24 protein-coding genes and 2 pseudogenes are annotated in these 26,803 nt (G+C 71.8%); 17 read left to right on the forward strand and 9 right to left on the reverse strand.

The window, feature by feature from the left end; genetic code table 11:
• The 3 genes and pseudogenes from ACFXJ5_RS18460 to ACFXJ5_RS18470 form a co-directional block, all read left to right on the forward strand.
• Positions 1-92: pseudogene (locus ACFXJ5_RS18460) on the forward strand (citrate/2-methylcitrate synthase); the annotation flags it as partial.
• 24 nt (positions 93-116) lie between these two features.
• The gene (locus ACFXJ5_RS18465; RefSeq protein WP_384631614.1) at positions 117-329 is read left to right on the forward strand and encodes a citrate/2-methylcitrate synthase; all 213 of its coding nucleotides are present in this window, start codon (positions 117-119) and stop codon (positions 327-329) included.
• Between the two features lie 137 nt (positions 330-466).
• A complete protein-coding gene (locus ACFXJ5_RS18470) occupies positions 467-2,350 on the forward strand; it encodes a LamG-like jellyroll fold domain-containing protein (protein WP_384631616.1) in 1,884 nt (627 codons plus the stop codon).
• On the opposite strand, the gene ACFXJ5_RS18475 is transcribed toward ACFXJ5_RS18470, so the two are convergent.
• The 3 genes from ACFXJ5_RS18475 to ACFXJ5_RS18485 form a co-directional block, all read right to left on the reverse strand.
• Entirely contained in the window at positions 2,334-3,425 is a 1,092-nt protein-coding gene (locus tag ACFXJ5_RS18475; protein WP_384631618.1) for a hypothetical protein, read from the reverse strand. The two genes, ACFXJ5_RS18470 and ACFXJ5_RS18475, sit on opposite strands and share 17 nt — an antisense overlap.
• A 1-nt stretch (position 3,426) precedes the next feature.
• Entirely contained in the window at positions 3,427-4,329 is a 903-nt protein-coding gene (locus tag ACFXJ5_RS18480) for a YbhN family protein (protein WP_384631620.1), read from the reverse strand.
• A gap of 272 nt (positions 4,330-4,601) precedes the next feature.
• A complete protein-coding gene (locus tag ACFXJ5_RS18485) occupies positions 4,602-4,877 on the reverse strand; it encodes an isoamylase early set domain-containing protein (protein ID WP_384631621.1) in 276 nt (91 codons plus the stop codon).
• 139 nt (positions 4,878-5,016) lie between these two features.
• Between ACFXJ5_RS18485 and ACFXJ5_RS18490 the strand changes: the two genes are divergently transcribed.
• From ACFXJ5_RS18490 to pspAB, 3 genes are all read left to right on the forward strand, one after another.
• A complete protein-coding gene (locus ACFXJ5_RS18490) occupies positions 5,017-5,979 on the forward strand; it encodes a zinc-binding alcohol dehydrogenase family protein (protein ID WP_384631623.1) in 963 nt (320 codons plus the stop codon).
• A 124-nt stretch (positions 5,980-6,103) separates the two neighbouring features.
• Entirely contained in the window at positions 6,104-7,012 is a 909-nt protein-coding gene (gene htpX, locus ACFXJ5_RS18495) for a zinc metalloprotease HtpX (protein WP_384631625.1), read from the forward strand.
• Positions 7,012-7,590 (forward strand): PspA-associated protein PspAB, encoded by a 579-nt coding sequence (gene pspAB, locus ACFXJ5_RS18500; RefSeq protein ID WP_384631626.1) that lies wholly within the window; start codon positions 7,012-7,014, stop codon positions 7,588-7,590. The genes htpX and pspAB overlap by 1 nt, the downstream gene beginning before the upstream one ends.
• Here pspAB and ACFXJ5_RS18505 read toward each other — a convergent pair whose 3' ends face one another.
• A complete protein-coding gene (locus ACFXJ5_RS18505) occupies positions 7,591-8,808 on the reverse strand; it encodes a phosphodiester glycosidase family protein (protein WP_384631628.1) in 1,218 nt (405 codons plus the stop codon).
• 133 nt (positions 8,809-8,941) lie between these two features.
• Between ACFXJ5_RS18505 and ACFXJ5_RS18510 the strand changes: the two genes are divergently transcribed.
• The 4 genes from ACFXJ5_RS18510 (at position 8,942) to ACFXJ5_RS18525 (ending at position 12,887) form a co-directional block, all read left to right on the forward strand.
• Positions 8,942-9,382 (forward strand): nitroreductase family deazaflavin-dependent oxidoreductase, encoded by a 441-nt coding sequence (locus ACFXJ5_RS18510; RefSeq protein WP_384631629.1) that lies wholly within the window; start codon positions 8,942-8,944, stop codon positions 9,380-9,382.
• A gap of 98 nt (positions 9,383-9,480) precedes the next feature.
• Positions 9,481-10,989, forward strand: a complete 1,509-nt coding sequence (locus tag ACFXJ5_RS18515; protein WP_384631631.1) for a fatty acyl-CoA synthetase — start codon at positions 9,481-9,483, stop codon at positions 10,987-10,989.
• A gap of 51 nt (positions 10,990-11,040) precedes the next feature.
• Positions 11,041-12,024 carry an ATP-binding cassette domain-containing protein gene (locus ACFXJ5_RS18520; RefSeq protein ID WP_384631633.1) on the forward strand — a complete coding sequence of 328 codons (984 nt, stop codon included), beginning with the start codon at positions 11,041-11,043 and terminating at the stop codon, positions 12,022-12,024.
• 2 nt (positions 12,025-12,026) lie between these two features.
• Positions 12,027-12,887 carry an ABC transporter permease gene (locus ACFXJ5_RS18525; protein WP_384631635.1) on the forward strand — a complete coding sequence of 287 codons (861 nt, stop codon included), beginning with the start codon at positions 12,027-12,029 and terminating at the stop codon, positions 12,885-12,887.
• Here ACFXJ5_RS18525 and ACFXJ5_RS18530 read toward each other — a convergent pair.
• Together ACFXJ5_RS18530 and ACFXJ5_RS18535 are read right to left on the reverse strand one after the other, a co-directional pair.
• Entirely contained in the window at positions 12,871-13,941 is a 1,071-nt protein-coding gene (locus tag ACFXJ5_RS18530; RefSeq protein ID WP_384631637.1) for a glycerophosphodiester phosphodiesterase family protein, read from the reverse strand. The genes ACFXJ5_RS18525 and ACFXJ5_RS18530 overlap by 17 nt on opposite strands.
• An 83-nt stretch (positions 13,942-14,024) precedes the next feature.
• A complete protein-coding gene (locus ACFXJ5_RS18535; protein WP_384631639.1) occupies positions 14,025-14,831 on the reverse strand; it encodes a (2Fe-2S)-binding protein in 807 nt (268 codons plus the stop codon).
• Positions 14,832-14,978: 147 nt separating this feature from the next.
• Between ACFXJ5_RS18535 and ACFXJ5_RS18540 the strand changes: the two genes are divergently transcribed.
• From ACFXJ5_RS18540 to ACFXJ5_RS18555, 4 genes are read left to right on the forward strand one after another with little or no spacing between them, the layout of a single operon-like run.
• Positions 14,979-16,196 carry an acetyl-CoA carboxylase biotin carboxylase subunit family protein gene (locus tag ACFXJ5_RS18540; RefSeq protein ID WP_384631879.1) on the forward strand — a complete coding sequence of 406 codons (1,218 nt, stop codon included), beginning with the start codon at positions 14,979-14,981 and terminating at the stop codon, positions 16,194-16,196.
• Positions 16,193-17,896, forward strand: a complete 1,704-nt coding sequence (locus ACFXJ5_RS18545; RefSeq protein ID WP_384631641.1) for an IucA/IucC family protein — start codon at positions 16,193-16,195, stop codon at positions 17,894-17,896. The genes ACFXJ5_RS18540 and ACFXJ5_RS18545 overlap by 4 nt, the downstream gene beginning before the upstream one ends.
• Positions 17,893-19,554 carry an IucA/IucC family protein gene (locus ACFXJ5_RS18550; RefSeq protein ID WP_384631643.1) on the forward strand — a complete coding sequence of 554 codons (1,662 nt, stop codon included), beginning with the start codon at positions 17,893-17,895 and terminating at the stop codon, positions 19,552-19,554. The genes ACFXJ5_RS18545 and ACFXJ5_RS18550 overlap by 4 nt, the downstream gene beginning before the upstream one ends.
• The gene (locus tag ACFXJ5_RS18555) at positions 19,551-20,744 is read left to right on the forward strand and encodes a type III PLP-dependent enzyme (protein ID WP_384631644.1); all 1,194 of its coding nucleotides are present in this window, start codon (positions 19,551-19,553) and stop codon (positions 20,742-20,744) included. Before ACFXJ5_RS18550 ends, ACFXJ5_RS18555 begins: the two co-directional genes overlap by 4 nt.
• Positions 20,745-20,753: 9 nt before the next feature.
• On the opposite strand, the gene ACFXJ5_RS18560 is transcribed toward ACFXJ5_RS18555, so the two are convergent.
• Both ACFXJ5_RS18560 and ACFXJ5_RS18565 read right to left on the reverse strand, forming a co-directional pair.
• On the reverse strand, positions 20,754-21,560 hold the full coding sequence (locus ACFXJ5_RS18560; protein WP_384631645.1) for an SAM-dependent methyltransferase: 807 nt from the start codon (positions 21,558-21,560) through the stop codon (positions 20,754-20,756).
• Between the two features lie 67 nt (positions 21,561-21,627).
• Positions 21,628-22,497 (reverse strand): helix-turn-helix domain-containing protein, encoded by an 870-nt coding sequence (locus ACFXJ5_RS18565; RefSeq protein WP_384631647.1) that lies wholly within the window; start codon positions 22,495-22,497, stop codon positions 21,628-21,630.
• A gap of 134 nt (positions 22,498-22,631) precedes the next feature.
• Between ACFXJ5_RS18565 and ACFXJ5_RS18570 the strand changes: the two genes are divergently transcribed.
• The 3 genes and pseudogenes from ACFXJ5_RS18570 (at position 22,632) to ACFXJ5_RS18580 (ending at position 25,149) form a co-directional block, all read left to right on the forward strand.
• Complete coding sequence (locus ACFXJ5_RS18570; RefSeq protein WP_384631648.1) at positions 22,632-23,039, forward strand: ATP-binding protein; 408 nt, start codon at positions 22,632-22,634, stop codon at positions 23,037-23,039.
• 9 nt (positions 23,040-23,048) lie between these two features.
• A complete protein-coding gene (locus ACFXJ5_RS18575) occupies positions 23,049-24,305 on the forward strand; it encodes a VWA domain-containing protein (protein ID WP_384631650.1) in 1,257 nt (418 codons plus the stop codon).
• Positions 24,305-25,149 (forward strand): annotated as a pseudogene (locus ACFXJ5_RS18580) (hypothetical protein). The gene ACFXJ5_RS18575 and the pseudogene ACFXJ5_RS18580 overlap by 1 nt, the downstream one beginning before the upstream one ends.
• Here the strand turns inward: ACFXJ5_RS18580 and ACFXJ5_RS18585 are convergent.
• Positions 25,106-26,782: a rhamnogalacturonan lyase B N-terminal domain-containing protein gene (locus tag ACFXJ5_RS18585; protein ID WP_384631652.1), complete on the reverse strand. Its 1,677-nt coding sequence runs from the start codon at positions 26,780-26,782 to the stop codon at positions 25,106-25,108. The pseudogene ACFXJ5_RS18580 and the gene ACFXJ5_RS18585 sit on opposite strands and share 44 nt — an antisense overlap.
• Positions 26,783-26,803 lie beyond the last annotated feature (21 nt).

A 26,803-nucleotide genomic window follows, 5' to 3' on the forward strand; every position in this document is an offset into this window, starting at 1 on the left:
GCGCCAACATCCTTGAGCAGGCGGAAGACAGCAAGATCATAAGGCCCTCCGCCCGTTATGTCGGCCCGCCCGCGCCGCAGCCGGTGCCGTAGCCGGTGCCGGCGGACTGAGGTGGTGTGCGGCGAAGTGCCGCTGGGCGTCGGGCGGTCCGGTTGGGGTGTCGTGGGGGTACGGGGGGTCGCCCCCCGGGGGAATGCAGTACTCCGACCTTCGCCTGTGCCCGCGTCGTGGGCTGGAGCGCCAACATCCTTGAGCAGGCGGAAGACAGCAAGATCATAAGGCCCTCCGCCCGTTATGTCGGCCCGCCCGCGCCGCAGCCGGTGCCGTAGCCGGGGATCTGACCGGGCGTTCACGCAGTCTTCTCCGGGTGTTGCCGGGCGCTGCGCCGTGCGCTTGGGGCGGCCGACCGTAGCGTTCCGTTCCGGTTCGCAGTGACGATCACGGAACACGGAACACGGAGAAGGCCATGTGCAGTCCGCATCACCAGCCCGAAGGGCCCCAACTCGGCGCGAGCCGCCGTTCCCTGCTCATGGGTGCCGGGTTGGTGGGGGCCGGCGCCGCGATGGCGGGACTGGCCGTCGCGCCTCGGGCGGCCGCCGCCGGGCGCGGCGACTGGCGGCCCGACACCGAGGACCAGAGGTTCACCTTTGTCGTCATGCCGGACACGCAGTACCTCTTCGACGGGGCGAGCATCCACCCGGCGCCGGTCGAGGCGTCCTTCCGGTACCTGCTGGACAACGGCCGCGACGAGAACATCGTCTTCATGTCGCACCTCGGCGACCTCACCCAGAACGGCCAGGCCGCCGAATTCGCGGCCATAGGCAAGGCGTTCCGGACCCTCGACCGCAGCGGTGTCCCGTACAGCGTGGTGGCCGGCAACCACGACCTCGACTCCTCGACCGACGACCAGCGCGGCGCCACCCCGTACCTGGAGACCTTCGGCCCGCAGCGCTTCCGTTCCACGCCCGGCTTCGGCGGCGCGTCGCCCGACGGCTACAACACCTTCCACCTCTTCCGCGCCGCCGGCCGCGAATGGCTCGTACTGGCGCTGGACTGGCGGCCCTCGGCCGCCGGCATCGCCTGGGCGCGCAAGGTCATCGCCGACCACCCGCGCACCCCGGTGATCCTGACGACTCACGAGATCGTCTACGCGGACCAGTACGGGGACGAGGCGCGGCTCTCCGACCACGGGCAGCAGCTGTGGGACGAACTGATCGCCGACCACGACCAGATCTTCCTCACCCTCAACGGCCACTACTGGCCGCCCGCCCGTACCACCCGCAAGAACCGCGCAGGCAACGACGTCCACCTGCACATCACCAACTACCAGAACCGCTACTACGGCGGCGCCGGGATGATCCGCCTCTACCGCTTCGACCTGGCCCGGGGCACGCTCGACGTCGAGACGATCTCGCCGTGGATCCTCGGCCGCACGGGCAGCCGCGACGGCCTCAACGAACTGGAGGCCCAGGAGATCGAACTCACCGGCCCCCAGGACCGGTTCTCCCTGGACATCGACTTCGGGCAGCGGTTCTCCGGCTTCGCCCCCGTCCCGGCCCGCCCGGCCCGCCCGGCGGCGAGGCTCCTGATCCCCGGCACCGTCGCGTACTGGCGCTTCGACGGCGCGGCCCACCAGGACGGCTCGGCGGCCGCCGACGACCTGCGCGTCCCCGACCTCACCGGCCGCGGCAACGACCTCACCCGGGTCACCGTCCCGGGAACCCCGGCCGGGGCGCTCACCTGGTCCGCTGAGCACCACCCCGACCAGCCCGGCCACGGCAGCATCGTCTTCGCGGGGGACAAGAGCCCGCTGCACGGCGCCTATCTGCGCACCGCCGCCGACGCCCCGCTGAACGCCGCCACCTTCCCCTCCGGCTACACCGTCGAGGCGTTCTTCAAGCTCCCCGCCGACTGGGACGGCGACCGCAACGGCTGGGCCGCGCTGCTGAGTCGCTGGGGCCTCAGCGGCGACGCGGGCAAGACCAACGGCGACGCGCAGGAGCCGGTGGCCACCCTCAGCCTCTCCGGCGGCCGCGAACTCCAGTGGGCGGTCTACCCCCTGAACCAGGACGGCCCGGTCACCAACTGGGGCCACGAACTGCCGCTCGACACCTGGTGGCACGTCGCCGTCGTCAACGACAGGCGCCACACCACCATGTACGTCGACAGCTGCCCCGTGGCGCGCAATCCGGCCACGCCCGCGCAGGGCCTCACCACCCTCGGCCTGCCCTGGCTGCTCGGCGGTTACGAGTACGGCGGAAAGATCGACCAGATCCTGCACGGCACCGTCGGGGACGTCCGGGTGACCGAACGGGCGCTGCGCACCTCCGAGTTCATGACGGGGCGGTAGGCCGCCGGTCCACCGGCGTCGTGGGCACCACAACGGACTCGGCCGTCCGGCGGGGCCCGGACCAGGGGGCGGGGACAGCGTCGATGTCATGGGCCAAGCGGTGCGCGAGGCCTTCGTAGTTGACCCGCCAGCCACGGAACTGCGGCCAGGCCTCCTCGGGCGTGCGCTCCATCGGATAGCCGTACTCCGCCATGCGGCCGACCCCCGTCAGGAACTCCTCGTACGTCAGCTCGATGGGACTGTCGGGGGTGGGGTCGTGGTCGTACGGGAAGCCCCGGACGTCGGCGAGGTCGCGCAGGCACATGAACCCGGCGCGCAGCCCCATGCGGACCTCGGCCTGCGGGCTGCTGGGGTTGAAGGCCAGCCGCAGCGCCGCGGCGTCGAGGACGGACAGCAGGGCGATGAGCCAGTTGCGGTCGGCCCTGGGGGAGCGGAAGTGGATGAGGATCGGGTACGAGGTGTGGCTCTCGCTGACCTCGGCGCTCCACCGCTCCCAGTTGTGGAACAGCTCCGTGAGCTTGTCCAGCAGCTGGACCTGGGCGTACCGGGCGAGGATCTCGGGCCCCCAGGGCGGGGTGCCGGTCCGGGCGAAGAGCAGGGTCACCTCGGTTTCGCGGCGCGCGTAGGCGCTGTAGATGGTCGGCAGATAGCCGACCTGGAGCCCGATGACGATCGGCCCGGTCGCCGCGGCGCAGAAGTCGATCGCGGTGAGGTCGACGTGGTGGCTGCTGGCGAAGCCGAGGGTGAACAGCGAAGACCCCGCCTCGCGGATGGCCTCGAGGGGCCCCAGCTCGCTGACCGAGCCCTGGAGCATGGCGTAGCCGACCAGAAAGGCCAGCAGCCAGCACACCAGCGTCACCAGGATCGACAGGGGGGCCACCGGTCCGAGCACCCGGTCCTTCGCCTCGGGATCGTCCAGTCGGTCGGCCACCGTCTGGAAGATCCGGCGGACCAGCGCCTGGATGGTGCGGGTGAAGCTGGACCGGGTCGGGCGGGGGATCACCAGGGTGCGCAGGACCGAGGAGAAGGTCCCGGCGACCACCAGGGCGCCGAGCACGCCGAAGAGAACCCGCACGTCAGAGCACCCGCCGGCGTACCAGGGCTGCCAGCACCAGCACCCCCGGCACCAGCGGCAGCCATACGGTGACGAGGCGATAGGCCAGCACCGCGGAGGTGGCCACGACCGCCGTCGTCCCCGCCGTCACCAGGGCCAGCCCCAGCGCGACGTCCAGCGAGCCCAGGCCGCCCGGCGTCGGCAGCAGCGCGGCCGCCGCGCTCCCCGCCAGATACGCCACCGCCACATGCGCGGCCGGCACCGGCGCGTGCAGCGCCCGTACGGCCGCGACCAGCACCGCCGCGTGCGCCACCGGAAAGACCACCGAGCCGGCCCACAGCGCCGCCACCCGGGCGGAGCGCCCATGTACCGCCCGCACGTCGGTCGCCAGGGTGCCGAGGAACGAACGCAGCATCGTACGCACCCGCCGGACCCCGGCCAGCCCCGCCACCACCGCGCACAGCAGCACGGCCACCCCGATGACCAGCGAGTTGTCCGGCCGGCCGTGCACGCCCACCCGGTGCACGGCGAGCGCGTGCGGGAAGGCGAGCAGCAGCCCCAGCAGCAGCGCCACCCGCACGATCCCGCCCGCCACCGCCCGCACCGTCAGCGCGGCGGCCGAGCGGCTCGGCGACAGCCCGCAGCGGACCAGGAAGCGCAGACTGACCGCGTTGCCGCCCACGCCGGCCGGAAGGATGTGATTGGCCGCCGAGGCCGCGAACGACGTCGCCAGCAACCGCCAGGGCGGCAACTGCTCCAGCACCGCCCCCTGCTGCGCGGCAGCCGAGCACACCCAGGTCAGCAGCGCCGCACCGGCCGCCAGGAGCAGCCACTCCCGGTCCGCCGAGCCCAGCTGGTCGGTGCCGGAATCCACCATCGGCCACCGCCAGAACGCCAGCGCGGCGACCAGCAGGAGGGGGGCCACGCAGCATATTTGACGGACAGGGAGCCGACGCCACATACGTTTCTCGCCCTTCCGGTCCACGCGGTCGCCCGCGCCGCCGCGAGTCGCTCCCCACCGCAAGTCCCGGCTCCAGCACTACGCACGACCATACGGGCCGGGGGCCACGGACGCTCAATCAGCGACCGGCGGTCGGGTTAACCGTCAGCGCCGATCTCCGCGGCGAGCGCCGGACGACGCCCCCGTCGGGCGGGCTCCACCCGGCGTACGACCGTGCACACCACCCCGCGTACGGGTCAGAGCTCCAGCAGGCTGCCCTGACCGTCCACGCCGTCGGCGCTGTCGTCGTCGAACCACACCGAACCGGTGGCCAGATAGCGGAAGCGGTGCACCCCCGAAGGAAGGATCACCGAGATCGTACGGGTGCCGTTGCGGCGCGGCACGAGGGCGTGGCGGCCGGGCTCCCAGCCGTTGAAATCGCCGACGACGCTCACCGTGCCGGGCGGCTGGTCGGCCGGGAGGGCGAAGGTGACGCGGGTTTTCCTGCCGAAGAGCTTGGTGCGCCTGAGCATGGGCAACTCCCTGCGAGCGTCGGCGAATAGAGCGCGGACTCCCACATTCCTCCGGTGTCGCGGCGGATGTCACATACCGACTGGTCGGTGTTGACGGTAGCGTGGTCCCGTACCCAGCAAGACGATGGAAGGAGTCGCGGTGCGCGCGATCCAGATCACCGAGTTCGGCGGGCCGGAAGTGCTGCGGCAGGCGGAGCTGCCCGACCCCGTGCCCGGGCCCGGCCAGGTGCTGGTGGAGGTCTCGTCGGCGGGCGTGAACTACGCCGACACCCACATGGTCGAGAACTCCTACCTGTCCAAGGCGGCCCTTCCCCTGGTGCCCGGCGGCGAGGTCGTCGGCCGCACCCCCGACGGCCGCCGCGTGGTCGCCCTCACCGACAACGGGGGCTACGCCGAGAAGGCCGTCGTCCAGGAGTACCTGGCTCACGAGGTCCCGGACGGCGTCACCGACGGTCAGGCCCTCGCCCTGGTCGTGCAGGGCCTGACCGCCTGGCACCTGCTGCGCACCTCGGCCCGCATCGCCGAGGGCGAGTCCGTGGTCGTCCACGCGGCCGCGGGCGGCACCGGCTCACTCGCCGTACAGCTCGCCAAGGCCTTCGGCGCCGGCCGGATCATCGCCACCGCCTCCTCCAAGGAGAAGCGCGACCTCGCCCTGGAACTGGGCGCCGACGTGGCAATCGATCCGAGCACCGACGACGCCGAGAGCCTGAAGGAGCGTCTGACCGAGGCGAACGACGGCAAGAAGGTCGACATCGTCCTCGAGATGACAGGTGGCCCGGTCTTCGACGCCTCCCTCGCCGCACTCGCGCCCTTCGGCCGCCTGGTCACGTACGGGCTCGCCTCCCGCGTACCGCCGACCCCCATCCAGGCCGCCCAGCTCATGGCCCGCTCCCGGGCCGTCGTCGGCTTCTGGCTGATGCACTGCCTCGGCCGCCCCGGCATGTACCGCGAGCCGATGGCCGAGCTGCTCGCCATGGCCGCCGACGGCCGGCTCCGGCCGCAGCTCGGCGGGGTCTACCCGCTCTCGGAGGCGGCCAAGGCCCACGAGGACCTGCGGGCCCGCCGCACTTACGGCAAGTTGATCCTCGACGTGTCACGCTGATCGCCGCAGGCGGCTCGTCGCACACGTTGTAGTAGGAGCACAATCGACATCGACAGCGGAGCACGACGAGCCGCACCCACCGCACCACCGCTACCCCGCGGCCCGCAGGAAATCGGGAGGGGCCATGGCCAAGGACAGGTCTCACTTCGCACCTGACCGGGGACTGACGACCAGAATGACGGTCACGATGTTCCTGATCGGACTTCTGTACGTGGTCTTCGTAGGGGCGCTACTCGCCCTGCTGCGCGGATCCTGGCCGTTCATCCTGATCATCGCCGGCGGACTGTTCATCGCCCAGTTCTGGTTCAGCGACCGCATCGCGGCCTTCAGCATGGGAGCCCGCGAGGTCACCCCGGAGGAGGCCCCTGAGCTGCACGGCGTCGTCGACCGGATCTGCGCGCTCGCCGACATGCCCAAGCCCAAGGTCGCCGTCGCCGACAGCGACGTGCCCAACGCCTTCGCCACCGGGCGCAACCAGAAGGCGGCCATCGTCTGCGCCACCACCGGGCTGCTGCGCCGCCTGGAGCCGGACGAGCTGGAGGGCGTCATCGCCCACGAGCTCTCCCATGTGGCGCACAAGGACGTCGCGGTGATGACCATCGCCTCGTTCCTCGGTGTCCTGGCCGGACTCATCACCCGGATCGGCCTGTGGAGCGGCCTCGGCCGCAGCAGCCGCGACCCGGGCACGCAGATGGCGGTCATCCTGATCCCGTTGGTCAGCGCGGTCGTCTACGCGATCAGCTTCCTGCTCACCCGGATGCTGTCCCGCTACCGTGAGCTCTCCGCCGACCGCTCGGCCGCGCTGCTCACCGGCCGCCCCTCCTCGCTGGCCTCGGCGCTCACCAAGGTCACCGGGCAGATGGCGACGATCCCGACCAGGGACCTGCGCAAGGCCGAGCCGTTCAACGCCTTCTACTTCGCCCCCGCCTTCTCCTCCGGCGAGTCCCTGTCCAAGCTGCTGTCCACTCACCCCTCGCTCGAGCAGCGCCTGGAGCAGCTCGGACGGATCTCGGTCGAGCTGGGCCGCCGCTGATGGGTTTCCTGGATGTGCTGCTCGGCCGCACCAAGCCCGTCAAGCCGGACCTCGACCAGCTCTTCGGGCTGCCGTCGGCCGCGATCACCCTCGAAGCCGCGGCCGGGTTCAAGCCGACCGGCCTGGGCTCGGTGTGCTTCGCGGCCGTCGAGGGCGGCGCCTTCGCGGAAGTCCAGCAGGACGTACGGAAGCTGCTGGACATGGACACCGGCGAGGGCAGTGCGCCGGTGGAGTCCAGCCAGGACTCGTACGGCTACACGTGGCTGCTCGTACGCCACGCCCCCGACGACATGGCGTCCCTGGTCACCGACCTGCACGCGGTGAACTCGGCGCTGGAGAGCCATGGCTTCGGGCCGCAGCTGCTCTGCTCGCTGGCCGGGTTCCGGGACGCGGAGGGCCGCTCACTCGCGCTGGTCTACCTCTACAAGCGAGGTGCCTTCTTCCCCTTCGCGCCCCGGGAGGGGGAGAAGCGGGACAGTGCCCTGGAGCTGCAGATCAGGGCCCTGATCGGCAATGACCTGCGGGTCGAGGAGGATCTGTCCCGCTGGTTCCCCGTCTGGGGCGCCCCGGGGCTGTGATCAGCGGCGGGAGAACACCCCGATGGCGTTGGGCACCGCGCGCTCGGCGCCGCCCGAGGGATGGTTGCGTACCGTCACACGGGACGCGCCCGGATCCCGGGAGACCAGGGTCGAGGAGCCGCCGCCGTCGAGATTGACGGCGCTGCTCGCCCCGATGTCGCTCATGAGGGAGGCGAGTTCACGGATGGTCAGCCCGGCCCCGGTCTCGGCGTTGCCGTCCAGGGCCAGCAGATACAGCACCCGGCCGGCATTGCCGAAGCCCGCCGCGGTACGGGTGGCGGCCGTGCCGTTGTCCAGGCCGGTCAGCGGACTTCCGCCGCGCAGCACCGGAAAGCCGCCGACCGCGAAGCGGTAACCGCTGTGCCGGGCGGCGACGAGGCGGCGGCTGACCGACACCTTGTCCCCGACCGCCAGGTTTCGCAGGGCGTCCGCGCCGGCCTCCCGCCCGACCAGGACGACCGATCCGGCGGCGATCGCCCCGCGCCCCGGCGAGCCGGCCACCCGGGTCACCCGGTCGTGGCGCACCGTCACCTCGTACGTGTCGTCGCTGCACGGCGCCGCCCGTACGGTGTCGGTGCCGCAGGTTGCCCGGACGCGCGAGGCGGTGCCCCAGGCGGGGGTGTACGCGCCGACGCCGTCCACGGGGATGGCGTACTGGTTGAAGCCGCGCAGCTTCAGGTCGCCGAGGGTCGAGTGAACGGTGCCGCTGAGGGTGAGCCGGTCGAGCCGTGCGGTGCGGTCGGTGCCCACGCCGAGCACGTCCTCGGTGGAGGTGCCGGGGGGCAGCGGCGGGCCGAAGCGCTGGCCGTCCGGCACGGCGGCCTTCAGCTGCTTCCCGGAGGAGATCTCCGGGCCGACGGCGGCGCCGGTCGCGTCGACGCCGGGGTGCTGGGTCTCGCTTATGTTGAAGAAGTCCGCGTTCACCCCGCCGACCGCACCGCGCGCGTCGGCGAGCTGCGACACCGGAGCCCGGGCGGCGACCGCCCCCGGGGTGAGCAGGTCCACGCTCACCTTCGGGTCGCGAAGATCGACCGTCAGCAGGTGTCCGTGCGCCTGCCCGTGCGACGCGTCGTAGGAGAACTCCCGGTACTGCACCCCCTGCGCGAGCCGCTTGGCCGCTCCGTCGTACCGGACGGCGGGCGCCTTCGCGGCGCCCGCCGTGCCGGTCCCGGCGATCAGAGTGCCCAGCGTCGCCAGCGCCGTGAGCGCCACACGCACCCGGGCCGCCTGTCGTGTCACAGTCCCCCCAGAAGTCGGACAGAGTTGACGGAGCATCAATAGTCAACGGCGCCCCACGCGACGACGGGCACGCCACGCCGCTTTCTGCCCACCCGAGTCGTACGGTGGACGTATGACTGATTACGATCCGGACAATGTGAAGCAGAGCCCTTCCGGCTGGGTGGCCGAACAGGCCCGCCGGTACGAGGAGTCGGGCGGCACCGAGGCCACCGACATGAAGGGCTCGCCCTGCCTGCTGCTGGACTACCGGGGACGCCGCAGCGGCGACTGGCACCGCACCGTGCTCATCTACGGCCAGGACGGGGACGGCTACCTCATCGTGGCCTCACAGGGCGGAGCGGACGAGCACCCGCAGTGGTACCGGAACCTCGAAATCAACCCCCAGGTGTGGCTGCGGGTCGGCACGGAGCGCTTCGAGGCCCTGGCCGAGACCCTTCCGCCCGAGGACAAGGCGCGCGTCTGGCCGCACCTGATCGATGTCTACGGTCCGTACGCGGAGTACCAGAAGAAGACCTCCCGGGATATCCCGGTGGTGCGACTGACCAGGAAGTAAGGCATGTCGGGGCTCTCGCCAAGAGGCCGGCGAAGGTGCGACGCTGACGCAACGGGCTCGGGAGCGGTAGCGGTACGGACGGGGTCGGGAGGTCGGAGATGCTCGCGGTGCGCGGCAACACGGTCGACGGGGTCCTGCGGCGCAGCGCGCGGCGGGTGCCACGGCGTACGGCGGTGCGCTACCGGGACCGCACCTGGACGTACGCCCAGCTGGACGAGGCCGTGTCGGGAGCAGCAGCCGTGCTGCTGGCCGAGGGGATGCGGCCCGGAGACCGGGTGGCGGCCTACGGGCACAACTCCGACGCCTATCTGATCGGCTTCCTCGGCTGCGCGCGGGCGGGGCTGGTCCACGTACCGGTCAACCACAACCTCGAGGGTGACGACCTGCGTTATCTCGTCGAGCAGTCGGGCAGCTCGCTGGTTCTCGCCGACCCCAAGCTCGCCGACCGGCTGCCGCTCGGCGTACGGGTCCTGCCGCTGCGCGACAGCGCGGACTCGCTGCTCGACCGGCTGTGCACCGCGGTGCCGCCACGGTCCTGGCCGGCGGTGGTGGACGAGGACCTGGCGCAGCTGCTCTACACCTCAGGGACCACCGCCCTGCCGAAGGGCGCGATGATGACGCACGGCGCGCTGGTGGCCGAGTACGCGAGCGCCATCACCGCCCTGGACCTGGGGGAACGGGACCGGCCGCTGCACTCGCTGCCGCTCTACCACTCGGCACAGATGCACGTCTTCCTGCTGCCCTACCTCGCGGTCGGCGCCGAGAACACGATCATTCCCGCACCTGAGCCTGGGGCCGTCTTCGACCTGGTGGAGGCGGGCCGTGCGGACAGCCTCTTCGCGCCGCCGACGGTGTGGATCGGCCTGGCCAACCACCCGGACTTCGCGAACCGCGACCTGTCGGGGCTCCGCAAGGCGTACTACGGCGCCTCGATCATGCCTGTGCCCGTCCTGGAGCGACTGCGCGAGCGGCTGCCGGAGCTGGCCTTCTACAACTGTTTCGGTCAGAGCGAGATCGGTCCGCTGGCGACCGTTCTGCGACCGGACGAACACGAGGGCCGGATGGACTCCTGCGGCCGGCCGGTGCTCTTCGTCGAGGCCAAGGTGGTCGACGAGGCCGGCAAGGACGTGCCCGACGGCACGCCCGGGGAGGTCGTCTACCGCTCGCCGCAGCTGTGCGAGGGCTACTGGGACAAGCCCGAGGAGACCGCCGAGGCCTTCCGCGACGGCTGGTTCCGCTCGGGCGACCTGGCGGTGCGCGACTGCGAGGGGTACTTCACCGTCGTCGACCGGGTGAAGGACGTCATCAACTCCGGTGGCGTACTGGTCGCTTCGCGCGAGGTCGAGGACGCGCTGTACGGCCATCCGGGGGTCGCGGAGGTCGCCGTGGTCGGCCTGCCGGACGAACGCTGGATCGAGGTGGTCACGGCGATCGTCGTGCCGCGCGGCGCGATCACCGCGGAGGAGCTGGTGGCCTACGGCCGCGAGCAGCTGGCGCACTTCAAGGCACCCAAGCGGGTGCTGCTGGTGGAGGGCCTGCCGCGCAACGCCAGCGGCAAGATCCTCAAGCGGGAGCTGCGCGACCGGTACGCGGCAAAAGGCGCGTAAAGCGACGGGTCCGCCCACCGAAGGGCCTCCTGGCGACGTACGCTCGCGATTATGGCGGAACCGGCGGTGGCGGTGAGCGGGCTGCGGAAGACCTACGCCGAGGTCGAGGCGGTCCGGGGAATCGACTTCGAGGTGGCGGCAGGGGAGACCTTCGGGTTCCTCGGGCCCAACGGCGCGGGCAAGTCCACGACGATCGGCATGCTGTGCACACTGGTGACCCCGACCGGCGGCTCGGCGACGGTGGCCGGACACGATGTCGTACGCGACCGGGGGACCGTACGCCGCAACATCGGACTGGTCTTCCAGGACACCACCCTCGACGGCTATCTCAGCGCCGAGCAGAATCTGCGTTTCCACGCCGAGCTGTACGGCGTCCCGCGCGCGGCGCTGGGCCCGCGCATGGACCGGGTGCTGGAGATGGTCAACCTCGCCGACCGGCGCAAGGGCAAGGTGATGACGTTCTCCGGCGGCATGAAGCGCCGGCTGGAGATCGCCCGGGGGCTTCTGCACTCGCCGCGCGTGCTGTTCCTGGACGAGCCGACGGTGGGTCTCGACCCGCAGACCCGCAGCTCGATCTGGGAGTACATCGACGAGCTGAAGCGCACCGAGGACATCACCATCTTCATGACGACCCACTACATGGACGAGGCCGAGTACTGCGACCGGATCGCGATCATCGACCACGGGACCATCGTGGCGATCGACACTCCCGAAGCGCTCAAGGCCAGCGTGGGGGAGGACCGGGTGCGGGTGTCGACGGCCGACGACACGGCCGCGGCGACCCAGCTGCTAGAGCGCTTCGGGATCGAGGGGCGGATCAGCGAGGGCCAGCTGACCTTCCACGTCGCGTCGGGGGAGGAGTTCGTACCGAAGCTGTTCGGCGGCCTCGACGTGCCGATCCGGTCGGTCAGCGTCTCGCGGCCGTCGCTGGACGACGTATTCATGACGTACACCGGCAAGACCATCCGCGACGCCGAGTCCTCCAACGGGGCGAACGACTTCATGCGGGCCATGATGGCCCGAGGGAGGCGATGATCATGGTAGCGGCAAGCACGGCCGTGGCGGCGGTCGCCGTTCCGCGCGGCGGCTTCAACAGCGGCGTTCGCGCCGTGAAGATCGTGTGGCTCCGCGAGCTGCTGCGCTTTTCGAGCGACCGGCTGCGTATCGTCACCGCGCTGATCCAGCCGCTGCTCTTCGTCTTCGTGCTCGGTACCGGGCTGGGTTCGCTCACCAAGGGTGTGCCGGGGGTCGACTTCAAGACCTTCGTCTACCCGGGCGCGCTCGCCATGTCGGTGCTGTTCACGGCGGTCTTCTCGGCCGGGTCCATCGTCTGGGACCGGGAGTTCGGCTTTCTGCGGGAGATGCTGGTGGCCCCGGTGAGCCGGACCGCCCTGGTGATCGGCAAGTGCCTGGGCGGGGCGACGACGGCGACCGCGCAGGGCGTGGTGGTGCTGGCGATGGCCGGGCTGGTCGGGGTGCCGTACAGCGCGACGCTGATGCTGAAGCTGCTCGGCATGATGGCGCTGCTGGCCTTCACCCTCACGGCCTTCGGCGTGATGATGGCCGCCCGGATCCCCACCTTCCAGGGCTTCATGGGCCTGACCCAGATGCTGCTGATGCCGCTGTTCTTCACCTCCGGTGCCATGTTCCCGCTGTCCGGCCTGCCCGCCTGGCTGACCTGGGTGACGAGGCTCAACCCGCTGACGTACGCCGTCGACCCGATCCGCCGGGCGGTCTTCGACCACCTGGACATCAGCGCCGCGGCGCGCGCCGCCTACGCGCCGGGCGTCAGCTGGGGGAGCTATCACGTGCCGGTCTGGCTGGAGCTGCTGATCGTGGCGGCGGCCGGGCTGCTCATGCTGACCGTGGCGAGCCTGGAGTTCAGGCAGGCCGAGTGACGACGTAGCGGCGCGGCAGCTCGAAGCCGCGCTCGGCGAGGATCGTGCGCAGCCGGTCGGGGTAGTCGGTGATGAGGCCGTCCACTCCGTCGTCGATGAGCTTGTTGACGGTCGGCGCGTCGTCGACGGTCCAGGGGATCACCTTCAGGCCCAGCCGGTGCGCCTCGTCGACCATCTGCCGGGTCACATACGGTACGTAGCCGGGGTCGGTGACCTTGCCGTTCTGCGGGGAGCCGTGGACCGGCGAGTAGGCGCTCGCGCCGAAGGACTTGGCGGCCCTGAGCGGGTCGCCGCCGAAGTCGTCGATGTCGATGCCGCCCAGCCAGGGGGACGCGCCCGGCTGCCCGACCTGGAGGAAGTCGTGGTTGTCGAGGGCGACCAGCGGCAGTCTCGGCTCGACCTCCCGCATCCGCATCAGCGAGCCCCAGTCGAAGCTCTCGATGGTGACCTGGCTGATCATGTGCGCCCGCCGGATCTCGTGGGCGGTCACCTGGACGAACTGCTCGCGCGGCGCGGTCTCGGTGGGCGCGCCGGCCTCGACCTTGGTCTCGACATTGAGCCTGACGTCGTGTGCGCGGTAGCGCTTGACGAGGTCGAACACCTCACTGAGCAGCGGCATCCGCGCGCCGGGCGCGGGCACCTGCTCGGGGAACTCCGCCAGGGTCAGCGAGCCGCAGTCGAGGGTGCGGACCTGGGCGAGGGTGAGGGTGTTCACGTACTTGCCGACGTAGGGGTACTGCGGGTCGCCGGGGAAGGCGGGGCCGGTGTCGAGGCACTTGCGGCCGTCGACCTTGCGGTCGTGGGTGACGACGGCCTGGCCGTCCTTGGTGATCTGCACGTCGAGTTCGAGGCTGCTGACCCCGGTCTCCAGGCCGTTGGCGAAGGAGGCGAGGGTGCTCTCGGGCCGCAGGCCGAGGCCGCCCCGGTGGGCTTGCAGGTCGAACGTCCGGTGCTTCACGGGCTGACGGCTCGCTTCCGCGGGAGTGGCCGCCGCGAAGGGGAGCGCTGAGCAGACGAGCGCCGCCGCGGCGGCTGCGATACGTGATCTGATCATACGTCAGAGCATCGGCTCCCGAGATGAGCGCCGGGCGAAGACCCGGTGTCAGCCCGCTGACATCCCTGGTCCTTGGTCCCTGGTTACGCCTCCAGCCGTCGCAGCCGTTCCGCGTCGTCCGTGCGCGGGCAGGTGAGGCAGGCCTCGTCGGGGCGGATGACGTAGAACAGGCAGCAGCCCGCCCTGGTCCGGGTCGCGTACGAGCGGCCGGAGGCGCCCCGCAGGTCGCGGAAGCCCGCGGCGGAGGGGAAGGGCGGGGTGTCGCCGGGCAGCAGGGCGGCCGCTTCGCGTACGGCGACCTGCTCCTGGCCGAGGACGCGGCCGAGGTACCAGACGGCGGAGACCAGATCGTCGCCCGCCATGCCCCACAGCGCCCGGGGTCCGCGCCTGATCACGGGCCGGAAGGCAGCCAGCAGTGGCGTCACGAACTCCGTGAAGGCCGCCCGCAGCGCGGCGTGCGGCGCGTCCTGGCCGGTCGGCGAGGCGAACGCGCCGGGCGCGATGGCGAAGGTGCCGGTCCGGGGCTCGATCCACAGCTGCTGCGGGCGGATCAGGGGGATCCGCCGCTGCAGGTACCAGGGGCCGCCGAGCAGGAGCCCGGTGGACCACAGGTAGTGGTGCAGGACGCGCGACGCGGCGACGTCGGGGCGTGCGGTGTGTCCGTAGGCCTCCAGGATGCGGGTCGACTCTCCGTCGAGGACGGCGCGCAGGGCCTCCGGGCGGGCGGTCAACTGCGCCGTGTCCCACCAGGTGCCGCCGTACGTGTCCGTGGGGTGGCCGCCGTCCGTCACCTCCAGGGGCAGCGCCTCGCACATTCCGGCCAGCAGCCGGAAGGCGTAGGCCGCCGGTGCGGGCGTGGCGGCCCGGGCCGGGGGAGGCAGGGTGAGCATGGCACTCCGTTCAACACGCAGGGGTCGACACGCAGGGTCAACACGCAGGCGGAAAAGCCGATTAAGGTAAGGCTAACCTTAATGCTCTGGTCGCGGGACGCAACTTGACACACTGAGGTATGGCAACCCTAAGTTGATCTCGTGTTCATGCCCCGACGGCGGCTCTACGCCCTCGCCCAGAATCCGACCGACTCGGTCACCGAAGGCTTCCTCCCGGCCGCGGACCGCCTAGGCCTCGAGGTCACCGTCCTCACCGAACCCGGCCACGCCGCCGCCCACCGGCGCGCGTACGCCGGTCTGCCCGGCGTGGAAGTCATCGCGTGCGAGGTCCGGGACTTCCGCGAGGTGATCGGCCGGATCTCCCGGCACCACGCCCCGGACGCGGTCTTCTCCAACAGCGACCACCTCCAGACGCAGACCGCGCTGGCCGCTGAGTACTTCGGGCTGCCTGCCAAGGACTGGAAGGCGGCCCTGCGCACCAAGAACAAGGCGCAGATGCGCCGCCACCTCGCCGCCACCGGCGCGGACACCGTCCGCTCGGCCGAACTCGGCCCGGACCAGGACCCCGCCACCCTGCTCGGCCAGGACCTGGCATGGCCGGTGGTCGTCAAACCGCGGGAAGGCGTGGCCAGCGAGGACGTCCTCCTCGCGACCGGGCCGGAGGAACTGCTGCGGTACTGCGCGGGGATACGCGCTCGCAGGCCCGAAGCGGCCCTGGTCGCCGAGGAGTTCCTGGCCGGCGAGCTCTACACCCTGGAAACCCTCGGCGACGGCAGCACCCTGCACATCCTCGGCGGCTTCCACACCCGGCTGTCCGCCCCGCCGCACTTCATCGAGGAGCGGCTCGACTTCGTCCCCGCCCACGACCCGGCCGTCGTGGACGCGCTGCTCACCCAGCTCAAGGCCCTGGGCGTGGGATTCGGCGCCTGCCACACCGAATTCGTCCTCCAGGCCGACGGCCGCCCCCGCCTCGTCGAGGTGAACTACCGGGCCATCGGCGACCAGTGCGACCTGCTGCTCGCCGGACTCCTCGGCATCCCGTACTTCGAGACCGTCCTGCGCACCCACCTCGGTGAACCGCTGCCCGTCGACCTCGGCGCCCGCACCGACGGAAGGGCCCGGCTCGACTACCCCTGCGCCGACCGCCCCGGCACCCTGACCGCCGCACCTGTCGCCCAGGAACTCACCCTGGACGGCGTTCGACTGACGTACCGTCCGCTGCGGAGCATCGGTGAGCGGCACGAGGTGTACCGGACCAACCGCGACTTCCTCGGCGTGGTCCGGGCCACCGGCACCGACCAGGAATCCGTCAACCGGGCCGTGGCGGACTTCATCGCGGCACAGCACTGGGAGATCACACCGTGACGACCACGGCCGGGTACCGGGCGGCGGAATCGGCCGAGGACGGGCTGCTGTTGCGGGTGCTGAGCGCGCTGCTGCGCGAGGACACGGTCGGCCTGCGCACCCGCAGCACGCCGCTTCGGCGCGCCGACGGGCTGTGGCTACGGCTGCCCGTGACGCCCCCGCCGACGGGCGGCGCACTGCTGCTGCCGGTCGCCGACGACGGCTTCCAATGTGAGTACGCGGCCCGGCTCCCGTTCCTGGAGAGCGAACCGGACGGCGCCTTACTCACCGGCCTCGACCACGTCATCGGCGCCCTCGGTGACCTGGCCGACCCTCGGGACCGGGGCGGATTCGTGGCCTTCGCCGCCGAATGCCGGCAGACGCTGGCCACGATGCGGCTGCAGGCCGGCTCTGCCGGGCCCGTACGGGAACGGCTGGCCGCCACCCACGGCGCCGACCCGGCGGAGTGGACCGGCTGGGCCGCCTCGCTCGCCTTCGACACCCTCGCGGCCTACCGCGACCACCCGGTCTACCCGACGGCACGGGGCCGGGTCGCCCTGGGGGAGGACCAACTGCGCGGGTACGCGCCCGAGTTCCACCCGTCCTTCGCGCTTCGCTGGGCGGCGGTGCCCCGGGCCGACGTGACCCCGCCGGCCCCCGGGGTCTCCGACGGGTGGCCGGCCCTCGGCGACCTCGGTCTGCCGCACCTGGACGACAGCCACCTCACCATGCCCGTCCACCCCCTGACCTTCCGGTACCTGCCCGAGCAGGCCGTCCGGGCCGAGGCGTCCCGGCTCACCGTCGTGCCCACCCTGTCCATGCGCACCGTCGCCCTCTCCGACGATCCGTCCGTGCACCTCAAGCTGCCGCTGCCCACCGCCACCCTCGGCCTGCGCAACCGGCGCACCGTCAAGGCCGGCACCTTCGAGGACGGCGCCACCACGGAACGGCTCCTGCGGACCGTCCTGGACCGCGAACCACGCTTCCGGGGCAGGATCCTCCTCGCCGACGAGCAGCAGCACCTCCACGCCGGGCACGAACTCCTCGCCGTGCTGCGCCGCCGCTACCCGCCGGGCCTCGACGGCGCCGTGATCGTCCCGCTGGCGGCGCTGCTCGCCGACGGACCCGGCGGGCGACAGGTCGTCGACCGGCTGGCCGACCGCTTCCACGGCGGCGATGTGCCGGCCCTGTTCGACGCCTTCCTCACGCTGCTCATCGACTGGCAGACCACCCTCTTCACGTACGGCATCGCCCTGGAATCGCACCAGCAGAACGTCTCCCTGGTCCTCGACCACGTCTGCGGCCGGCTCCGTGCCCGGCTGCTCCTCAAGGACAACGACGGACCCCGCATCAACCCGCACCGCCTGAAGGACGCCATCGGGGCCGTCCCCGGCTTCACCGACCCTCGCACCTTCACCGACGGGGACAAGCCGCTTGCCGACCTCTTCACCACGATCACCGTCCACCTGTGCGCGGCGGCGTTCGCCTTCGGCCTGCCGGAGCACCGCGACCGGATCCTCGACCTCGTACGCGACCGGCTCGACGCCATGGCCGGCCCCAGGCTGCGCGCCCATGTCCTGGACGCCGCCCGCCTCCCGGTCAAGGCGATGGTCACCGCCGGCACGCTGCTCAGCAAGGAGCGGTCCGGGGCGGCCGACATCAACAAGCACTACACCACCGGCCCGAACTACCTGCGACGCCCGGACGGAGGACGGCCATGAACACCACCGTGCCCACCGGGCTGCCCACCGCCGACCACGCGGTCGCCCACACCCTCCTCAACTGCCTGCTGCGCGAGGTGTGCGGGCCCGAGCACCGCACCGCCGTCACCGACGGCCACCTGCTGCTGCGACTGCCCGCCCACGGGACAGTGCTGCGGGTCGCCCTGCGCCGTATGTCGCTCACCGGCGCCCACCGCTTCGCCGGACCCGTACGGCGGCAACAGGGCGGCGGCTGGACCGAACTGGGCTGGCGGCAGCTCGCCGAGCAGGTGCACGCCGAGCTGACCGCGCGTACCGGCGTGAACAATGACGAGTTCCTGGCCCAGCTCGCCTCCAGCCACGAGGGGGTCGCCGCCGCCCTCGGCGCGCAGCGGCCCGCGCCGGACTCCCGCTATCTCGAATCCGAACAGGCCCTGGTCTTCGGGCACCGCTTCCATCCCACCCCCAAGGCCCGCACCGGCGGCCCGGACGCCTGGTCCGCGTACGCGCCCGAGGCCCGCGCCGCCTTCCCGCTGCGCCATCTCGCCGTACGGTCCCGGCTGGTGGCCGAGGAGAGCGCGGAGCCATGGGCGGGCGCCGCGCTCGACCGGCTTCGCCCGGTGCCCGGCGGATACCGGCTGCTGCCCGCCCACCCCTGGCAGTACGAGCTGCTGAGCGGGCATCCGCTGCTGCGGGCCGCCCTCGCCGCCGGTGACATCCTCGACCTGGGGACCGCCGGAGCGCCCTTCACGCCCACCGCGTCGGTGCGCACACTGCACGGCGAGGGGATGTTCCTGAAGTTCAGCCTCAACGTCCGCATCACCAACTGCCTGCGCAAGAACGCCTCGTACGAACTGACCGGCGCCGTCGCCCTCACCCGGGCCCTGGCCCCCGTGCTCGACCGGCTGGCCGCCCGCTTCCCCGGCCACGGCGTGCTGCGCGAGCCCGCCTACCGCAGCCTCACCCTCGGGCTGCCCGGCGACCCGGCGCTGCTCGAAGGCCTCGGCGTGATCGTCAGGGAAGCGCCCGAACACCGCCTGCCGCCCGGGGTGACCCCGCTACTGGCCGCCGCCGTGGCCGACGAGTACCCCACCAGCTCGGGGCACATCACGCGGCTGCTGGAAGGCGCCGGGCCCGACGCCGCCCTGGAGTGGTGGTCGGCATACCTGCGGCTGCTGGTGCCGCCGGTGCTGGCGGCGTACTTCGAGCACGGCGTCGTCCTCGAACCCCACCTGCAGAACGTGCTGATCGGCGTGGACGGCGACGGCCGGCCGGCGCACGTGCTCTTCCGCGACATGGAGGGCACCAAGCTGCTGCCCGGGCACCATGCCGGCCTGCTCGCCGCGCTGCCTGCCGAGGTGGCCGGCCCCATGATCTACGACGAGCGACGCGGCTGGGACCGCGTCGTGTACTGCCTGTTCGTCAACCACCTCGCCGAGCTGGCGGCGGCCCTCGCCGACCTGCATCCGGACCTGGAGCCCGCCCTGTGGGCCCGGGTCCACGCCACGCTGCGCACGTACGGAGCCGAACACGGCTGCCCGCCCAGACTGCGCGCCCTGCTCGACGGGGCCCCACTGCCCGCCAAGGCCAACCTCCTCACCCGCTGGCGGCGCCAGGCCGACCGCAGCAGCGGATACGTCGGCGTCCCGTCGCCCCTCGCGCCCCGGAGCGACGAATGATCACCGACCCGGTCCGCTCCCGCCTCGCCGAGCTGGCCGCCGACGAGCTGCCCGCCTACCTCTACGACCTGACGGCCCTGCGCGAGCACGCCGCCGCCGTGCGGGCCGCGCTGCCCGCCGGCGTCGAGCTGTACTACGCGGCCAAGGCCAACCCCGAAGCCCCGGTCCTGGCCGCGCTGAGCGGTGTCGTGACCGGCTACGAGGTCTCGTCGGGCGGCGAACTGGCCCATGTGCGCAGGGCGGTGCCCGAAGCGCCGCTGGCCTTCGGCGCCCCGGGAAAGGCGCCCGCCGAGATCGAGACGGCGCTGCGGCTGGGCGTCGGGCGCTTCCACGCCGAGAGCGCGCACGAGCTGCGGCTGCTCGGCGCCCTGGCCGCGCGCCACGCGCCGGGCCGGACGGTGGACGTGCTCCTGCGGGTGAACCTGCCCGTGGCCCCGGAGACGTTGGACGGCGTGGCGCTGGCGATGGGCGGCCGGCCCACCCCGTTCGGGATCGACCCGGCGGACGTCGACGGATGCCTGCGGCTGCTGGGAGAGCCGGAATGCGCGGGGCTGCGGCTGCGCGGGATCCACGCCCACCTCGCCAGCGGCCTCGACGCGGCCGCCCAGGTGGCGCTGGCCGGGCGGATCACGGACTGGGCGGCGCGGCTGTCGGCCCGCCACCGGATCGCGCTGCCCGAGGTCAACGTAGGCGGCGGGATGGCGGTGGACTACGCCGACCCGGCGGCGCGCTTCGACTGGACGGCCTTCGGCGCCGGGCTGTCCGGGATCCTCGACCGGCACCCCGGCGTGACCCTGCGCATCGAGCCGGGCCGCGCCCTGACCGCGTACTGCGGCTGGTACGCGACCGGGGTGCTGGACGTGAAGCGCAGCCACGGCGAGGACTTCGCCGTCCTGCGCGGCGGCACCCATCACCTGCGCACCCCGGCGACCCGGCAGCACGACCAGCCCTTCACGGTGCTCCCCGCCGACGACTGGCCGCATCCCTGGCCGCGCCCCGCCGTACGGGACGGCCGGGTCACGCTGGCCGGGCAGCTGTGCACGCCCAAGGACATGCTGGCCCGGCGGGCGCCGGTGGGGGAACTGCGGGCGGGGGACCGGGTGGTGTTCGCGCTGGCCGGGGCCTACGCGTGGAACATCTCCCACCACGACTTCCTGATGCACCCCCGCCCGGGGTTTCACTTCCTCTGAGCCGGCGGCCTACTTCTTGTAGCCGACGCCCCCGTAGATGTGCACCCTCGCCAGCTCGTCCTCGGTCGGCTGCGCCCCGTCGGGACGCCACAGCGGCACTTGGACGACTCCGGGCTCGACCAGGTCGAAGTCCCTGAAGAGCGCCTCGACCTCCGACCGCGTGCGAACGGTCAGGGGGACGGTGGCGTTCTTGTAGACATCGCGGGCGTCGCCGTGCTCCTCGCGCCGGAGGTCGGCCGTGCCGTGGGTGACGATGAGCGCGCTGCCCGCCGGGAAGGCTTCGCCGAGGGTGGCGATGATGCCGATCGGGTCCTCCTCCTGCGTGATGAAGTGCAGTACGGAGATCAGCATCAGGGCCACCGGCTGGTCGAAGTCGATCAGCCCGCGGATCACCTCGTGGTCGAGGATCGCCTGCGGCTCGCGCAAGTCGGCGAGTACGAAGCCGGTGTTGCCGGTGTTGGTGAGCTTGGCGCCCGCGTGGACCGAGACGATGGGATCGTTGTCGACGTAGGCGACCCTGGCATCGGGGTCGATCTCGCGGGCCACCTCATGGGTGTTGGGGGACGTGGGGATCCCTGTACCGATGTCGATGATCTGGCGGATTCCGCCCGAGACGACGGTGCGCACCGCGCGCTGCATGAAGTCGCGGTTCGCGCGGGCGCTGGTGGGCGCGTCGGGGACCAGCTTGATGACCTGCTCGGCGGCCTCGCGGTCGACCTCGTAGTTGTCCTTGCCGCCCAGGTAGTAGTCGTACATCCGAGCCGGGTGCGGGCGGCTGGTGTCGATCTCCTCGGCGGAGAAGGGGCGGTCGGTCATGTGCGGGTCCTCCGGTGGGGGGTGCTGGTGCGTTGGTGCGGGTACGGCCGTTGCCACGACGTCACGGTCACAGCTCCTTGCTGCGGGCGTCGAGGAAATCCTGGGTGCGGGTCGCCTGCGGGGCCTGGGCGCTCATCCGGTCCAGGGCCTCGCGGAAGGCGGAGACGTCGTTGCGCTCGTCGAGATAGATGGCGCCTACCAGGCTCTCCACGTAGGCCACATCGGGCAGTTCGGGCTGCGCGAAGCGGAAGATGTGGAACGGCCCGTACATCGCCGGGTGCGGTCCCAGTGAGAACGGCAGGACCTGCAGCCGGATCTGCGGCATGTCGCAGGCCTCGATCAGCCGGGCGATCTGGGCGCGCATGACACCGGCTCCGCCGATCGGGCGGCGCAGGACCGTTTCGTCCATCACCACCCACAGCAGCGGCGGTTCCTTGCGGGTGAGCAGTGCCTGCCGCTCGCGGCGCAGCGCCACCGAGCGGTCGATCTCCTCCTGGGAGGCCTGCGGGCGGCCTGCGCGCAGCACGGCTTGCGCGTAGTCGTCGGTCTGCAGCAACCCGGGTACGTAATGCGGCTCGTACGCGCGGATCAGCTCGGCGGAGCCCTCCAGGCTCACGAAGGCGCTGAACCAGTCGGGGAGGACGTCGCGGAAGCGGTGCCACCAGCCCGGCCGGTTGGCGTCCTTGACGAGGTCGAGGAACCTCTCGACCTCGTAGGGGTCGGTGATGCCGTAGACCTGCAGCAGCTTCTCGACGTACGGAAGCCGCAGGCCGACCTCGGCCTTCTCCATGCGGCGGATGGTGGCGTGGGTGACATCCAGCGCGTGGGCGGCCTCCTCGTAGCTCAGGCCCGCCCTCTCCCGGAGATCCTGGAGGCGTTTGCCGAGTACCACTCGCAGGACGGTCGGTGCGGCACCCGCCGGACGCGCATCGTTCACGACTCTCCTCCAACACCCCTGGCCCAGGGGCAGTCTGTCATGACGTCAGCAGGGATCGCAGCCTGTTGCTTGCGACTCTGCAATTTGCAGATCGCACCTTGCCATGCGTTCGGCGCGACGCGCATAGTAGCGGAGTGGCATCCTCCCATGACGCGTTCAGGCTGACCGCGCAGGGCGCCGCGGTCGCCGAGGCGCGACGGCGCGTCCGGGCGCGGCTGCGTGAGTGGGGGATCGAGGGGGAGCTGTCCGATGACGCGGGGCTGATCGTGTCAGAGCTGTTCACCAACGCCCTGCGGTACGGCGACAGCGAGAAGATAGCCTGCGCCGTCCGGCTCTGCGAAGGCCTCGTGCGGATCGAAGTCGCCGAACAGGGGCGTGGCCTGACGGTGCCTCAGCCCAGACTGGCGGGTATGGACGAGGAGTGCGGACGCGGACTGCTGCTGGTCAGCGCGCTGTCCAAGGCGTGGGGCGTGACCCTCGGCGAGGACGGCCGCGGACGGGTCGTCTGGGCCGAGTTGGGACCCGCGGGCGATCATCAATAGTATCCGCCAATGATCATTAGAAGACGGCCGGCGGCGGGCCTGTGTGTCCTGTTCGCCGTGCTGGTGACCGGCCTGTTCCCGGCCGGAGCCGTAGCGGACGAGCCGCAGCAGGAATCCCCCAAGGTCGAACTGGTCCTGGACGTCAGCGGGTCGATGAGCACCCGCGACATCGACGGACAGTCCCGGATGACCGCCGCGAAGCAGGCCTTCAACGAAGTCCTCGACAGCGTTCCCGCGGACGTACGGCTCGGCATACGCACCCTCGGCGCCAACTACCCGGGCACGAGCAAGGTGGAGGGCTGCAAGGACACCGAACAGCTCTACCCCGTGGGGCAGCTGGACCGCACCGAGGCCAAGACCGCCGTCGCCACTCTCGCCCCGACCGGCTGGACCCCCATCGGGCCCGCGCTGCGCGCCGCCGGCAAGGACCTCACCGGCGGCAACGCCACCCGCAGGATCGTCCTCATCACCGACGGCGAGGACACCTGCGCCCCGCTGGACCCCTGCGTCGTCGCCCGTGAACTGGCGGCCGAGGGCACCAACCTGGTGATCGACACCCTGGGCCTGGCCTCGACCGACACGATGCGCAAGCAGCTCACCTGCATCGCCGAGGCCACCGGCGGCACCTACACCACCGTCTCCCACAAGGAGGAGCTCGCCGACCGGACCAAGCAACTGGTCGACCGCGCGGCGGACAACACCGTCACCCCCACCGCCACCGAGGGCACCTCCACCTGCTCCACGGCGCCGCTGCTCGGCGCCGGTGTCTACACCGACCGCGAGACCTTCGCCGAACACCGCTGGTACCGGGTCAACGTCGCTGACGGGCAGGAACTGCGCGCCTCCGTCAGCGTCGGCGCCGACCGCGCCGTCAACAACGACTACGGAGTGCTGCTGCGGGCGGTGACCGGCGACCGGGAACTCGTACGCGGCAGCGACGCGGGCAGCGGACGCACCGACGACATCTCGACCGGACTGCGCTACGCCTGGCCGGCGAGCGACGCCGACACCCCCGCGTCCCGGACCGTCTGCCTCGAGCTCAGCAACTCCTTCTCGGCCCCCGCCTCGGTCAAGACCACCCCCGGCCTGCCGGTCGAGCTGACCGTCGGCCTCGTCTCGTCCCCCGACAACGCCTCGGACGTCGCCTCCTTCGGTCTCGGCCGTGGCTGGATCCTGCTCGCCGTCCTGACCCTCACCGGCCTGCTGGCCGGACTGCTCTGGGGCTGGCTGGCCCGCTGGCGCGTCGCCCTCCGGAGGACCAACTGATGCGTACGACACGTCTGACGGCCGCTGCTCTGGCGGCGGCCGCCGCTGTTCTCGGCGCTGCCCCCCTGGCCGCCGCCGACACCGCGAGCCCGAGCCCCAGCCCCAGCGGCAGTGCCGCCGCGCCGACCGAGGCCGGGACCAGCTTCCGCACCGCCACCGCCCTGCAACAGGGGCAGACGGCGACCGCCAGCGCCTCCACCGGCGACTACCTGTACTGGATGTTCCCGGCCACCGCGGCCAGAACGCCACCGTCGAGGCCACCGTCACCCTGCCCGCCTCCTCGGCCCGGCACGGCTCCGCCACCTGGCGGCTCGACGTCTACGACGGGCTCCGCCGCCACCAGGCCTGCGCCGCCGGGCACCCCTCGCGGACGGCGGCGGCCGACGCTGCCGACGTGTCGCTGCGCTGCACGCTGCGCACCGTACGGCCCTGGTCCGAGGCCTGGGCCAACGACCCGCTGCCCGGGGCGTACTACGTACGGCTCACCGTGGCCGATCTGCCCGACCAGGACCTCGGCCTCGCCGTGAAGACCGAGATCCTGGCCACCGTCAAGGACGCCGGCGGCGCCAAGGCGGCCGACGGCGAACTGGCCGCCCCGCTCACTCCGGTCGAGCAGGCCGGCGCCACACTCGACCCGAGCGCGGAGCCCAGCGCCTCGCCGTCGGAGACGGTGTCCGAGGCCCCCGCGTCGCTGGCGGCGCCCGACGGCGGCTGGTCCCCGGGGTGGTGGTCGGACCGCTGGATCTGGACCGCCGCCGGAGGGGTGCTCGGCGCGCTGGCGGGCGTGGGCGGCTACACCCTCACGCGAGGAGATCGATCGCGTCGACGGACACTCCAGGGCTGAGGTACCCGGCCCCGGACGACCCGCTCGCGACGTAGATCCTGAGGACGTTGTACTGACTGGTGTCGGTCAGCCAGGCGCTGGCCGGCACCGAGTACGTGAAGGTCACGTCGTTGCCCCGGTAGGAACCCACCGTGAGCGTCCGCGTGCCGGGCTCGGTCGGGGGTGCGGGGACCGACGACGACCAGTCGTTGACCGTCACCTGCGGGCGGCCGTTGCTGTAGTTGGTGGTGATGCCGATCCGCAGGGTGTGCGCCGCCGCTGCCTGGGCGGCGGTGAGCTTGAAGTAGACCGTCAGCCCGTTGTTGACGTCCTTCCAGATGTAGGCGGGGAAGCTGCTCGCGGCCGAGGACCCGACGACGAAGTTGCCGGTCCAGGCACTCGCGCGGGTGTCGGACGGGTGCGCGTAGGTCATCAGGTCGGCGTTCTTGAAACCGGCCGGGGTGCCGTTCCAGTCGCCGATGCGCCAGATCGGGGAGGCGGTGCTCGGGTCGTTGGTGACGGTGATCGTGTTGAGGGTCGTGGTGGCCCCGGCCGTCACCGTGACGCTGCGGGTGTGGACGCCCAGCTCACCCTTGTACACGGTCAGGGTGTAGGTGCCGGGCAGCACCTTCGGGATGGAGAAGTGGCCGCTGCCCGCGTCGGCCGTCCCCCAGTACTGCGCCGCCGAGTTGGCCAGGCCCACGGTGTACGGGTAGCTGGTGTCGCGGCCCGCGATGCCGACCCCCGCGACTCTGCCGCGGCCGCTCGCGCCCGTCCAGCCGGGCAGGCCGAGGCCGTCGGCCCACGAGGTGTCGATGTTCCTGGCGTACAGCGAGGAGGCCGGGGCGCCGCCGTCGGTGAAGGCGATGGCGTACGGGCCCTGGAGGCCGAAGCGCTCGGCCTCGGTCTGGTTCTCGCCGTAGTGGAGGATCTCGTACAGGCCCGCCCCGCCGTCGTTGTAATGCCGCAGCAGGGAGCGGTAGAAGGGGCCGCCGGAGGCCTTCTCGTGGTTGCTGCGGACCATCCACAGTCCGACGGAGCCGGTGCTCCAGCCGATGTGGTCGTAGTCCATGACGCGGAGCCCGGAGTAGTGCTTGGCGCGGGTGGTGCCGTCGGGCTTGCGGTAGATGTCGGCCGCCTCGATGACCGTGTCGGTGGTCGCGTCCCAGGCGTCGGGGTCGGTGTTGGGGAACATGCCTGGCTTGACGCGGACGATGTAGCGGGTGGCGGTGAAGGAGGCGTCGGCCTTGTTGGTCCACAGGTAGACGTTGTTCTCGCCGCTGCGGGCCGCGTAGTAGTGGATCAGCGTCCCGTGGACCACCTTGACCAGGACGGTCGTGCCCGACTGCGAGATGGTCACCGTCGAGGCGCCGAGCCCCGACTCGACGTGCGAGTTCTGGCCGTTGTAGCCCTGGTACTCGGTGCCCTTGTAGACCAGCGAGGTCAGGTCGCCGTTGACGTGACTGACCTTGAACACCAGGTCGGCGCCGGTGTTGATGACGTAGTTCGTGCCGTCGTCGGTGTACCCGAAGGTCGCGGCGGACGCCCGCGCGACCAGGACGCCCTCGATGGCGGCGCCGGCGCCGATCGCGCCGGTCGCCGCCAGGAACGTACGTCTGCCCAGGCGGCGCTTGTGCGTTGTGTGCTCGGCCATGATGCGGCTCTCCTTGGTGAT

Source organism: Streptomyces sp. NPDC059373 (genome assembly GCF_042751495.1).
In the GTDB taxonomy this organism is placed as follows: Bacteria; Actinomycetota; Actinomycetes; order Streptomycetales; family Streptomycetaceae; genus Actinacidiphila.

Coding starts and splice junctions, on each gene's coding strand:
- ACFXJ5_RS18470 (WP_384631616.1), top strand. CDS start 467: ATGTGCAGTCCGCATCACCAGCCCGAAGGGCCCCAACTCGGCGCGAGC.
- ACFXJ5_RS18485 (WP_384631621.1), bottom strand. CDS start 4,877: ATGCTCAGGCGCACCAAGCTCTTCGGCAGGAAAACCCGCGTCACCTTC.
- htpX (WP_384631625.1), top strand. CDS start 6,104: ATGGCCAAGGACAGGTCTCACTTCGCACCTGACCGGGGACTGACGACC.
- pspAB (WP_384631626.1), top strand. CDS start 7,012: ATGGGTTTCCTGGATGTGCTGCTCGGCCGCACCAAGCCCGTCAAGCCG.
- ACFXJ5_RS18510 (WP_384631629.1), top strand. CDS start 8,942: ATGACTGATTACGATCCGGACAATGTGAAGCAGAGCCCTTCCGGCTGG.
- ACFXJ5_RS18515 (WP_384631631.1), top strand. CDS start 9,481: ATGCTCGCGGTGCGCGGCAACACGGTCGACGGGGTCCTGCGGCGCAGC.
- ACFXJ5_RS18520 (WP_384631633.1), top strand. CDS start 11,041: ATGGCGGAACCGGCGGTGGCGGTGAGCGGGCTGCGGAAGACCTACGCC.
- ACFXJ5_RS18525 (WP_384631635.1), top strand. CDS start 12,027: ATGGTAGCGGCAAGCACGGCCGTGGCGGCGGTCGCCGTTCCGCGCGGC.
- ACFXJ5_RS18530 (WP_384631637.1), bottom strand. CDS start 13,941: ATGATCAGATCACGTATCGCAGCCGCCGCGGCGGCGCTCGTCTGCTCA.
- ACFXJ5_RS18535 (WP_384631639.1), bottom strand. CDS start 14,831: ATGCTCACCCTGCCTCCCCCGGCCCGGGCCGCCACGCCCGCACCGGCG.
- ACFXJ5_RS18540 (WP_384631879.1), top strand. CDS start 14,979: ATGCCCCGACGGCGGCTCTACGCCCTCGCCCAGAATCCGACCGACTCG.
- ACFXJ5_RS18550 (WP_384631643.1), top strand. CDS start 17,893: ATGAACACCACCGTGCCCACCGGGCTGCCCACCGCCGACCACGCGGTC.
- ACFXJ5_RS18555 (WP_384631644.1), top strand. CDS start 19,551: ATGATCACCGACCCGGTCCGCTCCCGCCTCGCCGAGCTGGCCGCCGAC.
- ACFXJ5_RS18560 (WP_384631645.1), bottom strand. CDS start 21,560: ATGACCGACCGCCCCTTCTCCGCCGAGGAGATCGACACCAGCCGCCCG.
- ACFXJ5_RS18575 (WP_384631650.1), top strand. CDS start 23,049: ATGATCATTAGAAGACGGCCGGCGGCGGGCCTGTGTGTCCTGTTCGCC.
- ACFXJ5_RS18585 (WP_384631652.1), bottom strand. CDS start 26,782: ATGGCCGAGCACACAACGCACAAGCGCCGCCTGGGCAGACGTACGTTC.